Source organism: Cellulosimicrobium cellulans, from assembly GCF_001722485.1.
In the GTDB taxonomy this organism is placed as follows: domain Bacteria; phylum Actinomycetota; class Actinomycetes; order Actinomycetales; family Cellulomonadaceae; genus Cellulosimicrobium; species Cellulosimicrobium cellulans_A.
The window spans coordinates 25258-39442 of record NZ_LWGL01000014.1 but is presented as its reverse complement, the minus strand read 5'-3'; the positions used below and the strand labels follow the sequence as shown (position 1 = coordinate 39442).

The window sequence follows — 14185 nt, the reverse complement described above, 5'->3', positions numbered from 1 at the left end:
GGACCCCTCGCCCGCCCCCGCGCGGTCCTCCGTCGTCACAGCATGCTCGACGGCGCGCCCTCGCCCCGCGGCGTCAGGCCCCGGGCGACGGGGCCGCGCGCGGCCGGCCGGTCGACGGACACGCCCTCGCCCGGGACGACGGTCTCCTGGCCGGCCGTGATCGCGCCGCCCTCGCAGTCGACGAGCAGGACGGCGTCCTCCGGCACGCTGCGCTTGACCACGGCGAGCGCGACCGGCCCGAGCTCGTGGTGGCGCCCGACCGACGTCACCGCGCCGACCGTGCGGCCGTCGAGCGTGACCTCGGCCCCCGCGACGGGCAGCAGGTGCCCCGAGCCGTCGAGGTGCAGCATGACGAGCCGGCGCGGCGGGCGACCGAGGTTGTGCACGCGCGCGATGGTCTCCTGGCCGCGGTAGCAGCCCTTGTGCAGGTGCACGGCGGTGCGCAGCCAGTCCGTCTCGTGCGGGATCGAGCGGTGGTCGACCTCCGTGGCGAGCCGGGGCCGCCACGCCTCGACGCGCAGCGCCTCGGTCGCCCACGTGCCGACGAGCCGCCAGCCCGCCGCCTCGCGCGCCGCGACGGCGTCGGCCAGCCCGGCGCGCGGCACGAGCACGAGCCGCCACGGCCGCTCGCGCCCGGGGTGCTCGTCCTCGGGCGGTCCGTAGCGCGTGCCGCCACCGGTGACGCGCGGCCACGGGTCGCGCAACGTGACGGGCTCGCCCTCGGCGCCCTCGGCGTCGACGGGCTCGCCGAGCGCGGCGTACTCGTCGCTCACGTCCGCGACCTCGACGCGCAGCATGAACTTCATGCGGTCGAGCCACGCGGCGAGGTCGGCCGCGTGCGAGCCCTCCGTGACGAGCCACGTCGCCTCGCCGTCGTCGACGACGGCAGCGGCGTGCTCGACGTGGCCCTGCGGGGACAGCACGAGGAGCTCGGTCGACGTGCGCGGCGGCAGCGCCGCGAGGTCCTGCGACGTGATGGAGTGCAGCCAGCTCAGCCGGTCCGGACCGCTGACGCGGACCACGCCGAGGTGCGACTGGTCGGCGACGGCGCCGCCGGTCTGCAGGGCGCGCTGCTCCCCCACCGGGTCGCCGTAGTGCCACGCGACCCCGGCGTCGGGGCCGGACGCCTCGACGGCGCCGTGGCGGGCGAGGAGCGGGCTGGTCCGGCCGGTGGTCGTCACGGTGTCCTCCTTGGTGGGTGCCCGCCGCGGGACGCGGGCACGGCGCCGGTCAGGCCGGGCGGCGGCTGAGCTTCGCGGACGCGTACGACTGCAACGGCTCGCCGAAGGCCGCCAATTCCCACACCCACAGCAGCTGGCCCTCGACGAGGCCGAACAGGCGCTTCGAGGCGGTGATCTCCGCCGCGGTCCCCGTGCGCGCGATGAGGTCGCTCGCGAGGTCGACACGGCCGTTGCCCACGGCTCCCAGGTAGACCGACACCCGGCCCGCCGGGTCGGCGAGCAGCACCTCGAGCGGGTGCCGGTCGTCGTCGAGACCCTCCGGGCGGTCGGTCGACACGCGCCAGTAGCCCGTCTCGGTCGACCACACGGTCGCGTCCTCGACCGCCGCGTCGAGGACCTCGGGGTCGCGCTCGGGCCACTCGCCCTCGTCGGGGACCGTCGTCGGGACCTCGGGCTCGAGCACGCGCAGGGTCGACGCGTAGCGCAGGTACGGGCCGCCGTCGTGGTCGAACACGACGTCCTGGACGAACGCCTTCTCGTCGATGCCGGGGTACTTGATCACGCCCTCGCCGCGCCAGCGGCCCACGAGCCAGGCGAGGGGGTACACCTCGGGCGCGAGGCCCTCCGGGAACTCGAACGGCATGGACGGCCACCTCCGGGCGACAGGTCGGTGCGTGGGGCGAACGAGGGCGCGCGGGCGTGGTGCGCCCGGCGGGGAGGTCGTCGGCGGGACGTCGGGGCCGACGTCGCCGCGCGTCAGCAGGACGTCAGCGCTGGCCCTTGTAGAGCTTGTAGACGACGTAGCCGGCGAACCACGTGATGGTGACGGTCGCCGCGATCAGGAGGCCGAGGAAGATCAGCTCGAGGGTGTGCGGGCTCATGGGCCCGATCCTACCGGCCGAGCCACGGCCCCCCGGCCCGGCCACGCCCGACCGGCCACGCCCGACCGACCACGCCCGACCGACCAAGCCCGACCGATCACGCCCGACCGATCAAGCCCGACCGATCGTGCCCGGCGCTACGCTCGGCACGTGAGCGACACCGCAGCCCGTCCCGCCCGGTCCCTCGTCGTCAAGGCCACGTCCGGCCTCGACCGGCCGGAGGCCGCGAACCAGGCGTTCACCGTCGCGGCCGCCGCCGTCGCGGCGGGCGTCGAGGTCAGCGTCTGGCTCACCGGCGAGGCCGCCTGGTTCGCCCTCCCGGGACGGGCCGCCGAGCTCGAGCTCGAGCACGCCGCTCCCCTGCCCGACCTCCTCGAGGCCGTGCTCGCGGCCGGCACGCTCACCGTCTGCACGCAGTGCGCCGCGCGGCGCGGCATCACCGGCGACGCCGTGCTCCCCGGCGTGCGCATCGCCGGCGCGGCCGTCTTCGTCGAGGAGTCGCTGCGCGACGGCGCCCAGGCGCTCGTGTACTGACGGCCCCGAGCCTCAACGCGCCCGTCGGCCGGCGCTCAGCCGACGATCACGCGCCCGACGACGAAGATCAGCGTGCCGCCGACCGCGACCGGCAGCGCGGTCGCCGAGAAGGCGCCCAGCCGGCCGCGCAGGTCCGGCAGCTGGTCGAACAGGGCGTGCAGCGACGCGACCAGCAGGCCCGCCACCACGCCCGACCAGACGCCGCTGAGCAGGTCGAGGTCCGGCATGACGTAGCCGACGGCCCCGCCCGCGGCGACCGCGAGCGCGAGCGTGAGCCCGGCGTTGAGCCAGCCGCCCAGCGGGAGCGCCGACACCGCGGACGCGACCGCCAGCGCGACCGCGCACGTGACCACGAGCGACGCCCCGGCGTCGGTGCGCCCCGTGGCGATCCAGCCCGCGCACGACGTCGCGACGACGATGCCGCTCACGGTGCCCAGGAGCGACTCGGTGAGGCGCGGACGGCCGTCACGGCGCAGGAGCTCGGCGACGAACGCGAGCACGATGGACAGCGCCAGCACCACCGGGAGGTGGCGCAGGGCGGGCTCTCCCTGCGTGGCGGCCGTCGCGGCGACGGCGCCCACGCCCGCGATGCCGATGACGATGCGCGTGCCGCCGTGGACGGGGATGTCGAGGAGCCGGGGCCAGCCGATCGCGACCGCCAGGGCGAGCGCCCCGGACGCGACCGTGAGGGGCAGGGCGCCGAAGAACGCGGCGACGGCGACGGCCGCGGCGAGGCACGCCGTGACGACGGCACGGGTCGAGAGGTCCACGAGCGGTCAGCACCCCGCTCGGGGAGTCGGACGGGTCGTCGAGTCGTGCAGCACGCCACAGAGTGTCGCAGACCTCCCCGCGCCAGGCCGTGCCGCCGCCCCGGCACGACCGTCCGGCACGGCCCTCCGGCGGCACGGTCGTGAGACGTCACGGTCCGGACCGCCGGCGCGCGGTACCGTGACCCACCACGGACCGACGACGCACCGCCGCCGGACGCTCGCGCCCGTCGGCAGGTGGGCGTCGGACGCCACGAGAAGCCACGAGACCGCCGGCACCCCGCGTGCCCGCGACCGCGGAAGGAGGTGCCCGGCTTGGCCGACCTGCTGATCCTCACCCCCGCCACGGGAGGTTCCGTGGAGGTCCTCCCCGCGCTCGGACTGCTGTCCCACCGCATCCGCGTGCTGCCGATGGAGCCGTCCGCGCTCGTCGACGCACCGGACTCGGACGTCGTCCTCCTCGACGCCCGGCGTGACCTCGTCGCCGCGCGCACGACGTGCCGCCTGCTGCACGCGACCGGCCTGACGGTGCCGCTCGTGCTCGTGCTCACCGAGGGCGGGCTCACGGTCGTGACGGCGGAGTGGGGCGCGGACGACCTGCTGCTCGAGAACGCGTCACCCGCGGAGGTCGAGGCGCGCCTGCGGCTCGTCGTCGAGCGGTCCGCGCAGGGCCCGGCGGACGAGGGGCCGCAGGAGATCTCCGCGGGCGAGCTCGCCATCGACGCGAGCGGGTACACCGCGCGCCTGCGCGGGCGCCCGATCGACCTCACCTACAAGGAGTTCGAGCTCCTCAAGTACCTCGTGCAGCACCCGGGCCGCGTGTTCACGCGCGCCCAGCTCCTGCAGGAGGTGTGGGGCTACGACTACTACGGCGGCACGCGCACCGTGGACGTGCACGTGCGGCGCCTGCGGGCGAAGCTCGGCCCCGAGCACGAGCAGCTCATCGGCACCGTGCGCAACGTCGGCTACCGGTTCGACCCGCCCAAGGACCGCCGGCAGCCCGGCGCCGTCGACGGCACCGACCTCGCCGACCCGCAGCCCGCGGGTGGCGCGCCCGGGTCCGCCCGGCCGGGTGACGGCCCTGCCGGCGCCCCGGTAGGTTCTGCCGGGTGACGGCAGACCTCTCCGACTTCACCTCGGCCCTGCCGGACGGCCCCTGGCGCCACGAGCTCGTCCCGGCGAACGGGGCCCGGTTCCACGTCGCCCTCGCCGGCCCGTCCGACCGCGGCGTCCGCGACCCCGGGCCACCGCTCGTGGTGCTGCTGCACTCGTTCCCGCAGTTCTGGTGGGCCTGGCGGCACCAGGTCGAGCCGCTCGCGGCCGCCGGGTACCGGGTCGCGGCCATGGACGTGCGCGGCGTCGGCGCGTCGGACAAGCCACCGATCGGCTACGACGCCCCCACCCGCACGCGCGACGTCGCCGGGGTGATCCGCTCGCTCGGCGCGGGCCGTGCCGTCGTCGTCGGGCACGGCACCGGCGGGTCGCTCGCCTGGGCGATGGCCGCGCTCCAGCCCGCCGTGACGGCCGGCGTCGCGGCGCTGTCGGCGCCGCACCCCGCCCGCATGCACACGTCGATGCGCCGGCTGCTCACCCCGGCGGCGCGTCGCCACCTCGCGTTCTTCCAGGTCCCCACCTTCCCCGAGCGGGCACTCGTCTCCGGCGACCTCGTCGACCGCGTGCTCGCGGACGGCGCGGCGCGCGCGTTCGACGACGACGTCGTCGAGACGTACCGCACCGTCATGCGCATCCCGTTCGCCGCGCACACCGCGATGGAGTCGCTGCGGTGGGTCGTGCGCTCGACCCCGCGGCCGGACGGGCGGCGCTTCCTCACCGCCCTGCGCCGCCCCGTCACCGTGCCCGCGCTCCAGGTCCACGGCGGGCGGGACGGCCTGCTGCGGCGCGACCTCGCCGACGCCGACGGCGCCGCGCTCGCGCGCGACTTCCGGTTCGAGGTGCTCCCCGACGCCGGGCACTTCCTCCCCGAGGAGGCGCCCGACGAGGTCACGGACCTCCTGCTCGACTGGCTCCCGCGGGTCCCCCGGGACTGACGCCCCGAGGCCTCAGCTCGTCTTCACCATCGACGCGGCCTTCACCGGGTCCGTCTCCCCGATGCCCGCCGACGGGCACCAGCGCGCGATGCTGCACGCCCCGCACGCCGGACGGCGCGCGAAGCACACGCGACGCCCGTGGAAGATCAGCCGGTGGGACAGCATCGTCCACTCCGACCGCTCGACGAGCCCGCCGACGACCTGCTCGACCTTGACCGGGTCCTCCTCCTGCGTCCACCCGAGCCGGCGCACCAGACGGCCGAAATGCGTGTCCACCGTCAGGCCCGGGACGCCGAACGCGTTGCCCAGCACCACGTTCGCGGTCTTGCGGCCCACCCCGGGCAGCGTCACGAGGTCCTCCAGCCGGGCCGGCACCTCGCCGTCGAACCGCTCGACGAGCGCCTGCCCGATCCCGATGACCGACTGCGCCTTCGCACGGAAGAAGCCCGTCGGCCGCAGCATCTCCTCCAGCTCGCCGCGGTCCGCGCCGGCGTACGCCGCCGCGTCCGGGTACCGCGCGAACAGCGCCGGCGTCGTGAGGTTCACGCGCTTGTCCGTCGTCTGGGCCGACAGCACCGTCGCGATCAGCAGCTCGAGCGGCGTCGTGAAGTCCAGCTCGCAGTGCGCGTCAGGGTGGGTGACCGCCAGCTCCCGGTTGATGCGCCGCGCCCGGCGCACGAGCGCCAGGCGGGACTCGGCCCGCGGGCCCGCCGACGACGCGCGGGACGGCTTCGCGGAGGACGGCTCGGCAGCGTTCACGCGTCCACGCTAGCCCGTGCCCCCGACACCCGAGTTGCAGCGGTAGGGCAGACTTGTCCGTGGAAGTTGTCGAGGTCGAGACGAAGGACACCCCGCGTGGACGACGACGTTGTGCTCTCCGCCCCCCTGTTCGCCACGATGGAGGCGGACGAGACGCGCACCCTCTTCGAGTCGATGCAGCAGATCGAGCTCACCCGAGGAGACGTGCTGTTCCGCGAGGGAGAGCCGGGCGACCGCCTGTACGTGATCGCCAGCGGGAAGATCAAGCTCGGGCGTCGCTCCAACGACGGCCGCGAGAACCTGCTGTCGATCCTCGGCCCCGGCGAGATGTTCGGCGAGCTGTCCCTGTTCGACCCGGGCCCCCGCACCGCGACCGCCAGCTCCGTCGCCGACTCCAGCATCTACGAGCTCGGCCACGACCAGCTCGTCGAGTGGATCGAGAAGCACCCCGGCGTCGCCAAGCACCTCCTCGGTGCCCTCGCCCGCCGCCTGCGCCGCACCAACGAGACGCTCGCCGACCTCGTCTTCTCCGACGTCCCCGGCCGCGTCGCCAAGGCCCTGCTCGACCTGTCGACCCGCTTCGGCGAGGAGACCGACGAGGGCGTCCGCGTCGCGCACGACCTCACGCAGGAGGAGCTCGCGCAGCTCGTCGGCGCGTCGCGCGAGACCGTCAACAAGGCCCTCGCCGACTTCGCGACGCGCGGCTGGGTCCGCCGCGAGGGCCGCGCGGTGGTGCTGCTCGACATGGACCGCCTGGAGCGCCGCGCGCGCTGATCTTGCGGCTCGGCTCGGGGGCGTCTTGTAGTCGCCCTGGGTGAGGGTGCGGGTGGGGGCGCCGCGTCTACCATCCGCGCCGCTCGCCCCTCGCGTCGCTCCCGCCAGACCCGCCACGACGCGGCGCCCCCACCCGCACCCTCCGGCGTCTTCTCACCTCGGCCGCATGGCCTGATCCGCCCGTCCGACGGCGTTCGTCACCACAGCTGCGTGGCTCCCCTCGTGCGCAGGGCCCGGTCCGCGCCCCATGTCGCTCGTCAGCGCCGGCGGGCGGCTCACCTCGTGCGCGTGCACGGTCAGTGCGCCGGACGATCGGCATCGGGGGAACGTCGCAGTCCGCACGGCGACCGTCCCCGTCGACCACGCCCGACCGCACCATCCGAGCCTGAGCGGCCACGGCCGTCCGCACCGAACACGGGGTCGGCCACCGTCTGAGGCGGAAACCGGTGGCCGACCCCGTGGTCGGCGCGCCCGCCGGAGGGAGATGGCGCTGGGTGGACCGACGCCTTGGTGAGGCGGCAGGTCGAGCCCGTGGACGCCGTCTGTCACCGGCGATGCGGACGAGGTGCGACGACCAACGAGCGGGGTGGACCGGTGGCGGCGGCGGGTCGTGGCGGGTCTGGCGGGAGCGGGCGAGGGACGAGCCTGCGGATGGTAGACCCGCCGCCGCCGCCGGGGAACCCCGCGGACCCGACCACGACAGCGACAGCGGGTGAGCGCTACTCCGCGAGCTCGACGATCAGCTCCACCTCGACCGGCGAGTCCAGCGGGAGGACCGCGACCCCGACGGCGCTGCGGGCGTGGACGCCCGCGTCGCCGAAGATCTCGCCGAGGACCGTGCTCGCGCCGTTGATCACGCCCGGCTGGCCCGTGAACGACGGGTCGCTCGCGACGAAGCCCACGACCTTGACGACGCGCACGACCTGGTCGAGGTCGCCGACGACGTGCTGGACCGCCGCGAGGGCGTTGAGGGCGCAGACGCGGGCGAGGTGGGCCGCGTCGTCGGCCGGGACGAGACCCTCGCCGTCGCCGACCTTGCCGGTGGCCGGCAGGGCGCCGTCGACGAACGGCAGCTGCCCGGAGGTGTAGACGTACCGGCCCGTGCGCACCGCGGGGACGTACGCGGCGACGGGGGCCGCGACGTCGGGCAGCGTGATCCCGAGCTCGGCGAGGCGCGCGGCGACGGCCCCCGTGGAGGCCGCGCCGGAGCCGTCCGCCACTACTTCTCCCCGGTCGGGCGCTTGAGGTAGGCGACGAGGCCGTTGCCGTCGGGGCCGGTGACGACCTGGACGAGCTCCCAGCCGTCGGCGCCCCACTGGTCGAGGACGGCCTTCGTGTTGTGGATGATGAGCGGGATGGTCGCGTACTCCCAGGTGGTTGCCATGGGGCGAGCGTAGCCCGCCCCACGGCGCCCGCGACGGCGACCCCGCACCTCGTCCGCGGCGCGGTGCGCGGGATGCTCACACAACCCGCACACCGCACCAGGCGCGGTCGCCAGGACCTTGTCAGGGCCGCTCCCGTAGGGTTGCCCCATGGCTTCCCCTGTGCGTCCGCGCGGTCGGCAGATCAACGCGTACCAGCTCGTCGCGCTCCTGCTCGCGTTCGTGCTCGTCGCCGGCGTGGGCGGCGTGCTCTCGGCCGGGCTGCTCGTCCCGCTCGCCGCGGGGGCGAACACCGCGACGGACACGGCGCTCGAGGTCTTCGACGAGCTGCCGGCCGACCTCGAGCCGGGGCCGCTCGCGGAGCAGTCGCGCGTCTACGCCAACGACGGCACGACGCTGCTCGCGACCTTCTACACGGAGAACCGCATCGTGGTCCCGCTGGACCAGGTCTCGCCGTACATGCAGAACGCGGTCATCGCGATCGAGGACAAGCGGTTCTGGGAGCACGGCGGCGTGGACGTCGAAGGCATCCCCCGAGCGGTCGTCAACAACGCGCTCGACCAGCCGACGCAGGGCGCGTCGACGCTCACGCAGCAGTACGTGAAGAACGTGCTCATCGAGCAGGCGGTCCGCGAGGACGACGCGATGGGCATCTGGGAGGCCCGGGAGGACACGCTCGCCCGCAAGGCGCGCGAGGCCAAGCTCGCGATCTCGATCGAGAAGCGCATGAGCAAGGAGGAGATCCTCCAGGGCTACCTGAACATCGCGCAGTTCGGCGCGTCGTCGCTCTACGGCGTCGAGACGGCCGCGCAGCACTACTTCAGCAAGAGCGCGAAGGACCTCAACGCCGTCGAGGCGGCGACCATCGCCGGGATCACGAAGGCGCCGTCGAAGTACGACCCGACGCGCAACCCGGAGGAGTCGCAGAAGCGCCGCAACATCGTCCTCAACACGATGTACTCCCAGGGGTACATCACCAAGGAGGAGTACGACACGGGCCGCGCGACGCCCATCGGCGACACCCTGAACGTGAAGCCGGTCTCGGTCGGGTGCCAGGCCGCGGGCGGGGCGGCGTTCTTCTGCGACTACGTCACGAAGGTCATCATCTCGGACCCCGCGTTCGGCGAGACCGAGGACGAGCGCAAGGCGCTGCTGTACCGCGGCGGTCTCGACATCCACACGACGCTGGACCCGGCCATGCAGGCCGCCGCCGTGGAGCAGGCGAAGGCAGCCGTCCCGCCGGAGGACCCGAGCGGCATCGAGGACGCGATCGTGTCGGTCGAGCCCGGCACGGGCAAGATCCTCGCGATGGCCCAGAACCGGGACTACGACGCGACCGAGGAGCCGGTGCCGAACACGACGGCCGTCAACTACAGCGTCGACCAGGCGCACGGGTCGTCGAACGGCTTCTCGCCCGGCTCGACGTGGAAGGTCTTCGTGCTCGCGGAGTGGCTGAAGAGCGGGCGCAGCCTGTACCAGAACGTCAACGCGAACAGCCGGTCGTGGAACAACACCGACTTCGACTTCTGCGGCGCGAACGTGCGCAACGAGAAGCCGTGGCGCCCGGGCAACTCCGACGGTGTCGACAACAAGGGTTCGATCTCGGTGCTGCAGGCGACGTACAACTCGATCAACACGGCCTACGTGTCGATGGAGAGCCAGCTGCGCCTGTGCGACATCAAGGCGACGGCGGAGTCGATCGGATACCGGCCGTCGATGCTCAAGGACCAGGACACGGGGGTCGAGATGTTCCCCTCGATGGTCATCGGCACCCAGAACTCGTCGCCGCTGCAGATGGCTGCGGCCTACGCGACGTTCGCGAGCGGCGGCACCTACTGCGAGCCGATCGCCATCACCCGCGTCGTGGGGGCGGACGGCGAGGAGCTCGCGGTTCCGCAACCGAGGTGCAACCCCGCCGCGCTCGACCCGGAGGTCGCGAACACCGTGACCTACGCGCTGCAGTCCGTCATGACGCAGGGTTCGGGCCGGTCCGCGCAGCTGGAGGGTCGTCCGTCCGCCGGCAAGACCGGCACGTCCCAGCTCAACCGGCACACGTGGTTCATCGGGTACACGCCGCAGGTGGCCACGGCCGTGTGGATCGGCAACGCCGAGTACGACGTCGAGATGCGCGACATGACGATCAACGGGAACTTCGAGCGCTGGTGGTTCGGGTCGACGCTGGCCGCGCCGACGTGGAAGGCGTACATGGACCGGGCTCTGGCCGGCAAGCCCGTCGTCGACTTCGCCGCCCCGGACACGGGCCGGATCGATCCCCCGAGCCCGTCGAACCCTCGCGGTGGTGACCGTGACGACGACGGCGGGGACGATGACGGGGGCGCCGGGGAGAACGTCGGCGGTCAGGAGCCGCCGGTCGAGCCCGAGCAGCCCGCCGCGGACGCGGCCGGTGACGACAGGGGCGACCGCGGCGACCGCAGCGCCACCGCCGGGCGCGACGCCCTGGACGACCTCCTCGCGGGCGTCGGCGGCGGAGCGGACGACTGAGCGCGCCCGGCCGCGGCTCACGACGCCTCGGGGCTCTCGCGGCCCTCGGCGTCGGCGCGCTCGCGTACGCCCACGTCGAGACGAAGCTCTTCACGACGCGCCACGTCACCGTGCCGGTCCTCCCGGCGGGTGCGCGCGACGTGCGCGTCCTGCACGTGTCCGACCTGCACCTCGTGCCGACGCAGCGCCGCAAGATCGCGTGGATCCGGTCGCTCGCCGATCTGGCGCCCGATCTCGTGATCGACACCGGCGACAACATGGCGCACCTCGAGGCGCTGGACCCGCTGCTGGACGCGCTCGAGCCGCTGCTGTCCACGCCTGGCGTCTTCGTCATGGGGTCGAACGACTACTACGCCCCCGTGCCGAAGAACCCGGCGCGCTACCTCCTGCCGGACGCGCGGATCGCGGCCCCGAGCCCGCCGCGCGAGCTGCCGGCCGCTGACCTGGCCGCCGCGATGCGCGGCGCGGGGTGGCTGGACCTCACGAACCGCCGCGACGTCCTCGACGTCGCGGGCGTACGGCTCGACCTCGTCGGGGTCGACGACCCGCACCTCGACCGCGACGTCTTCCCCGCGCCGGAGGCGCCCGCCTCCGAGACCAGCAAGACCTCCGAGCGCGCGGATCTGCGCGTGGGCGTCACGCACGCGCCGTACCGGCGGGTGCTCGACGCCATGCACGCCGACGGCTCGGACATGATCGTCGCGGGACACACGCACGGCGGTCAGCTGTGCGTCCCGGGTTTCGGCGCGCTCGTGACGAACTGCGACCTGGACCGTCGCCGGGCCAAGGGACTCCACGGGTGGCCGGGGCGACGTCCCGACGAGGAGGGCGGCGCGGCCTCCAGCTGGCTGCACGTCTCGGCGGGGGCCGGGACGTCGCCGTACGCGCCGTTCCGCTTCGCGTGCCGCCCCGAGGCGACGCTCCTCACGCTCACGGCGCGGTGAGCCGAGGCGTCGCGCGCGTCACGCCCGGCCGGTTTCGTCGCACGGCACTTCGTCGGCTATTCTGAGCAGGCTTCCCGCGCGGGACGCAGGCTGTCCGCCTGTCGCGTGGTCGGCAACCGGGGTGTGGCGCAGCTTGGTAGCGCGCTTCGTTCGGGACGAAGAGGTCGCAGGTTCAAATCCTGTCACCCCGACCGAAGGTGCCCGAGGGCATCAGGACGGCCGGACCTACGACGCGTAGGTCCGGCCGTTCGTCGTCCCGGAGGATCAGGGAGCGACGCGAGGCTCCCTCGCGGCGGACGAACCCAGTGCCCGTGCGCTCGGCCCGATGCGGTACCGGCGGTCCGGGCCCTGGGAGAGCCAGCGCAGGGCGACGAGGCTCTGCGCGATGCGGAACGCTCCGGGCCGGCTGGTGCCGAGCGCCGCCGACAGCTCGGACAGGCGTATGGCTTCCGCCGCCGCGACGATCTCCAAGGTCTGGACCGTGCGCGCGACCGAGATCAGGACGTGCTTCATCTGTGCCCCCATGGTCGGAGGTTAGGGCTGGCTCAGCGCGCCCGCACGACGTCACCCCAGGAAGACCTGCGCGCAGAGCATCTGCGGCTCGGCCCCGGTCTCGTCGACGACGCACCCGACGCCCACCGTGGTCAGCGTGGGGTCGAGGAGGTTCGCCCGGTGCCCGGGCGAGTGCGACCAGGCATCGACCACCTCGTCCGGCGGTGCGTCGGCCCGGCTGAGGTTCTCCGCGGCAGCGCCGCCGGGCGGGTCGCACGCGGCGATGACGCCGTCCAGCGCCGCGTGCTCGAGCTCAGTCGCGCCGACGAGGTCGCCGGCCCGGTCGAGCGCGGCGTCGGCGGCGCAGCCGTCCGTCGCGAGCCGAGGGAGCCCGTTGTCCGCCCGGAACGCGTTCGTCTCGTCGACGACCTCCTGGGCGTACGCCACGGTGTCGGCGGGCACCATGCCGGCGTCGGTGGCGGGTGGCGCCGGCGGCGGGGACGGCGACAGGGGCGCGGGCGCCTCGGGAGCTGCGCCGTGGGTGCACCCGGCCGCCAGCAGCAGAAGGCTGAGCCACGTGGTGCCACGACGCGTACGTCCGGTCACGGCCGCCCCAGCGCCCGGTACGTCCAGCCGGCCTCGCGCCACGCCGCCGCGTCGAGGGCGTTGCGGCCGTCGACGACCCGCGGGGACGCCACGAGGCCGTACAGCTTGCCCGGGTCGAGCTCGCGGTACTCGCGCCACTCGGTGAGGAGGAGCACGGCGTCCACGCCGTCGACGGCTTCCTCGACCGTGTCCGCGTAGCGCAGCTGCGGTGCCCGGCGCCGCGCGGTGGGCAGCGCCTGCGGGTCGGTGACGACGACGCGTGCGCTGCGGTCGTGCAGGCGTTGCGCCACGTCGAGCGCGGGCGAGTCGCGCACGTCGTCGCTCTCGGGCTTGAACGCCGCACCGAGGACCGCGATCCGGGCGCCGGCGAGCGGGCGGCCGTCGAGCACGCCCACCGTGAGGTCGACCATGCGCTCGCGCCGCCGCATGTTGATGGAGTCGACCTCGCGCAGGAAGCTCACCGCTGGGTCGGCGTGCAGCTCCTCGGCACGGGCCATGAACGCCCGGATGTCCTTCGGCAGGCAGCCGCCCCCGAACCCGAGGCCCGCGTTGAGGAAGCGCCGACCGATGCGCTCGTCGAGGCCGATCGCGTCGGCCAGCTGCGTGACGTCGCCGCCCGCCACCTCGCACAGCTCGGCCATCGCGTTGATGAACGAGATCTTCGTCGCCAGGAAGGAGTTGGCGGCGACCTTGACCAGCTCGGCCGTCGGCCGGTCGGTGACCATCCGCGGCGTCCCCTCGTCGATCGGCGCCGCGTACACCGCGTCGAGGACCTCCACCGCGCGCCTGCCGCGCTCGCCGTCCGGCACGCCGTAGACGAGGCGGTCGGGGCGCAGCGTGTCCTCGACGGCGAACCCCTCGCGGAGGAACTCCGGGTTCCACACCAGGACGGCACCCGGCTCGTGCGCCGCGAGCTCGTCCGCGAGGCGTCCGGCCGTCCCGACGGGCACCGTCGACTTGCCGACCACGACGTCCCCCGGCCGGACCGACGCCAGCAGCGCACGGAACGCCGCGTCGACGAACGTGAGGTCCGCCGCGTAGGAGTCCACGCGCTGCGGCGTGCCGACGCAGAGGAAGTGGACGTCGGCGCCCGCGGACCTCGACGGGTCCGTCGTGAACTCGAGTCGCCCGGCGGACACCGCGTCGGCGAGCAGCTCCTGCAGCCCGGGCTCGTAGAACGGTGCGCGCCCGTGGGCGAGCGCGTCGACCTTGCCCGCGTCGACGTCCACGCCGACGACGTCGTGCCCGAGCGTCGCCATGCACGCCGCGTGCACCGCGCCGAGGTAGCCGCAGCCGATGACCGAGATCCTCATCC

At 74.4% G+C, this 14185-nt stretch carries 15 protein-coding genes and 1 tRNA gene; 7 read left to right on the top strand and 9 right to left on the bottom strand.

Annotated elements, in window-relative coordinates; all coding sequences use genetic code 11:
* Positions 1 to 35 precede the first annotated feature (35 nt).
* A complete protein-coding gene (gene ygfZ / locus JZ5iCDA_RS03280) occupies positions 36 to 1181 on the bottom strand; it encodes a CAF17-like 4Fe-4S cluster assembly/insertion protein YgfZ (protein WP_069385835.1) in 1146 nt (381 codons plus the stop codon).
* Between the two features lie 49 nt (positions 1182 to 1230).
* Positions 1231 to 1824: an FABP family protein gene (locus JZ5iCDA_RS03275; RefSeq protein WP_069385834.1), complete on the bottom strand. Its 594-nt coding sequence runs from the start codon at positions 1822 to 1824 to the stop codon at positions 1231 to 1233.
* 388 nt (positions 1825 to 2212) lie between these two features.
* Between JZ5iCDA_RS03275 and JZ5iCDA_RS03270 the strand changes: the two genes are divergently transcribed.
* Complete coding sequence (locus JZ5iCDA_RS03270) at positions 2213 to 2596, top strand: DsrE family protein (protein ID WP_069385833.1); 384 nt, start codon at positions 2213 to 2215, stop codon at positions 2594 to 2596.
* A gap of 35 nt (positions 2597 to 2631) precedes the next feature.
* Here the strand turns inward: JZ5iCDA_RS03270 and JZ5iCDA_RS03265 are convergent, their stop codons facing one another.
* On the bottom strand, positions 2632 to 3366 hold the full coding sequence (locus JZ5iCDA_RS03265) for a hypothetical protein (RefSeq protein ID WP_069385832.1): 735 nt from the start codon (positions 3364 to 3366) through the stop codon (positions 2632 to 2634).
* A 312-nt stretch (positions 3367 to 3678) separates the two neighbouring features.
* On the opposite strand from JZ5iCDA_RS03265, the gene JZ5iCDA_RS03260 reads away from it, so the two are divergent.
* Positions 3679 to 4476 carry a winged helix-turn-helix transcriptional regulator gene (locus tag JZ5iCDA_RS03260; RefSeq protein WP_069385831.1) on the top strand — a complete coding sequence of 266 codons (798 nt, stop codon included), beginning with the start codon at positions 3679 to 3681 and terminating at the stop codon, positions 4474 to 4476.
* Positions 4473 to 5411: an alpha/beta fold hydrolase gene (locus JZ5iCDA_RS03255; protein WP_069385830.1), complete on the top strand. Its 939-nt coding sequence runs from the start codon at positions 4473 to 4475 to the stop codon at positions 5409 to 5411. The genes JZ5iCDA_RS03260 and JZ5iCDA_RS03255 overlap by 4 nt, the downstream gene beginning before the upstream one ends.
* A 12-nt stretch (positions 5412 to 5423) precedes the next feature.
* On the opposite strand, the gene nth is transcribed toward JZ5iCDA_RS03255, so the two are convergent.
* Positions 5424 to 6170, bottom strand: coding sequence for an endonuclease III (nth, locus tag JZ5iCDA_RS03250; protein ID WP_069385829.1), 747 nt, complete (start codon positions 6168 to 6170; stop codon positions 5424 to 5426).
* 96 nt (positions 6171 to 6266) lie between these two features.
* Between nth and JZ5iCDA_RS03245 the strand changes: the two genes are divergently transcribed.
* Positions 6267 to 6944, top strand: a complete 678-nt coding sequence (locus JZ5iCDA_RS03245; RefSeq protein ID WP_069385828.1) for a Crp/Fnr family transcriptional regulator — start codon at positions 6267 to 6269, stop codon at positions 6942 to 6944.
* A 719-nt stretch (positions 6945 to 7663) separates the two neighbouring features.
* On the opposite strand, the gene JZ5iCDA_RS03240 is transcribed toward JZ5iCDA_RS03245, so the two are convergent.
* Positions 7664 to 8164, bottom strand: a complete 501-nt coding sequence (locus JZ5iCDA_RS03240; RefSeq protein WP_069385827.1) for a RidA family protein — start codon at positions 8162 to 8164, stop codon at positions 7664 to 7666.
* Positions 8164 to 8328: a DUF4177 domain-containing protein gene (locus tag JZ5iCDA_RS18255; protein WP_115943240.1), complete on the bottom strand. Its 165-nt coding sequence runs from the start codon at positions 8326 to 8328 to the stop codon at positions 8164 to 8166. The genes JZ5iCDA_RS03240 and JZ5iCDA_RS18255 overlap by 1 nt, the downstream gene beginning before the upstream one ends.
* A 148-nt stretch (positions 8329 to 8476) precedes the next feature.
* On the opposite strand from JZ5iCDA_RS18255, the gene JZ5iCDA_RS03235 reads away from it, so the two are divergent.
* The 3 genes from JZ5iCDA_RS03235 to JZ5iCDA_RS03225 all read left to right on the top strand — a co-directional run bounded on the left by JZ5iCDA_RS03235 (position 8477) and on the right by JZ5iCDA_RS03225 (position 11963).
* Entirely contained in the window at positions 8477 to 10828 is a 2352-nt protein-coding gene (locus JZ5iCDA_RS03235; protein WP_083259615.1) for a transglycosylase domain-containing protein, read from the top strand.
* Positions 10825 to 11772, top strand: a complete 948-nt coding sequence (locus JZ5iCDA_RS03230; protein WP_069385825.1) for a metallophosphoesterase — start codon at positions 10825 to 10827, stop codon at positions 11770 to 11772. Before JZ5iCDA_RS03235 ends, JZ5iCDA_RS03230 begins: the two co-directional genes overlap by 4 nt.
* A 117-nt stretch (positions 11773 to 11889) precedes the next feature.
* Positions 11890 to 11963: transfer RNA gene (locus JZ5iCDA_RS03225), tRNA-Pro, on the top strand.
* A gap of 73 nt (positions 11964 to 12036) precedes the next feature.
* Here the strand turns inward: JZ5iCDA_RS03225 and JZ5iCDA_RS03220 are convergent.
* The 3 genes from JZ5iCDA_RS03220 to JZ5iCDA_RS03210 all read right to left on the bottom strand — a co-directional run bounded on the left by JZ5iCDA_RS03220 (position 12037) and on the right by JZ5iCDA_RS03210 (position 14183).
* On the bottom strand, positions 12037 to 12285 hold the full coding sequence (locus JZ5iCDA_RS03220) for a helix-turn-helix domain-containing protein (RefSeq protein WP_171905277.1): 249 nt from the start codon (positions 12283 to 12285) through the stop codon (positions 12037 to 12039).
* 51 nt (positions 12286 to 12336) lie between these two features.
* On the bottom strand, positions 12337 to 12729 hold the full coding sequence (locus tag JZ5iCDA_RS03215; RefSeq protein ID WP_069385823.1) for a CAP domain-containing protein: 393 nt from the start codon (positions 12727 to 12729) through the stop codon (positions 12337 to 12339).
* A 137-nt stretch (positions 12730 to 12866) separates the two neighbouring features.
* The gene (locus JZ5iCDA_RS03210; protein ID WP_069385822.1) at positions 12867 to 14183 is read right to left on the bottom strand and encodes a UDP-glucose dehydrogenase family protein; all 1317 of its coding nucleotides are present in this window, start codon (positions 14181 to 14183) and stop codon (positions 12867 to 12869) included.
* Positions 14184 to 14185 lie beyond the last annotated feature (2 nt).

Coding starts and splice junctions, on each gene's coding strand:
- JZ5iCDA_RS03210 (WP_069385822.1), bottom strand. CDS start 14,183: ATGAGGATCTCGGTCATCGGCTGCGGCTACCTCGGCGCGGTGCACGCG.
- JZ5iCDA_RS03275 (WP_069385834.1), bottom strand. CDS start 1,824: ATGCCGTTCGAGTTCCCGGAGGGCCTCGCGCCCGAGGTGTACCCCCTC.
- JZ5iCDA_RS03235 (WP_083259615.1), top strand. CDS start 8,477: ATGGCTTCCCCTGTGCGTCCGCGCGGTCGGCAGATCAACGCGTACCAG.
- JZ5iCDA_RS18255 (WP_115943240.1), bottom strand. CDS start 8,328: ATGGCAACCACCTGGGAGTACGCGACCATCCCGCTCATCATCCACAAC.
- JZ5iCDA_RS03215 (WP_069385823.1), bottom strand. CDS start 12,729: ATGGTGCCCGCCGACACCGTGGCGTACGCCCAGGAGGTCGTCGACGAG.
- JZ5iCDA_RS03220 (WP_171905277.1), bottom strand. CDS start 12,285: ATGAAGCACGTCCTGATCTCGGTCGCGCGCACGGTCCAGACCTTGGAG.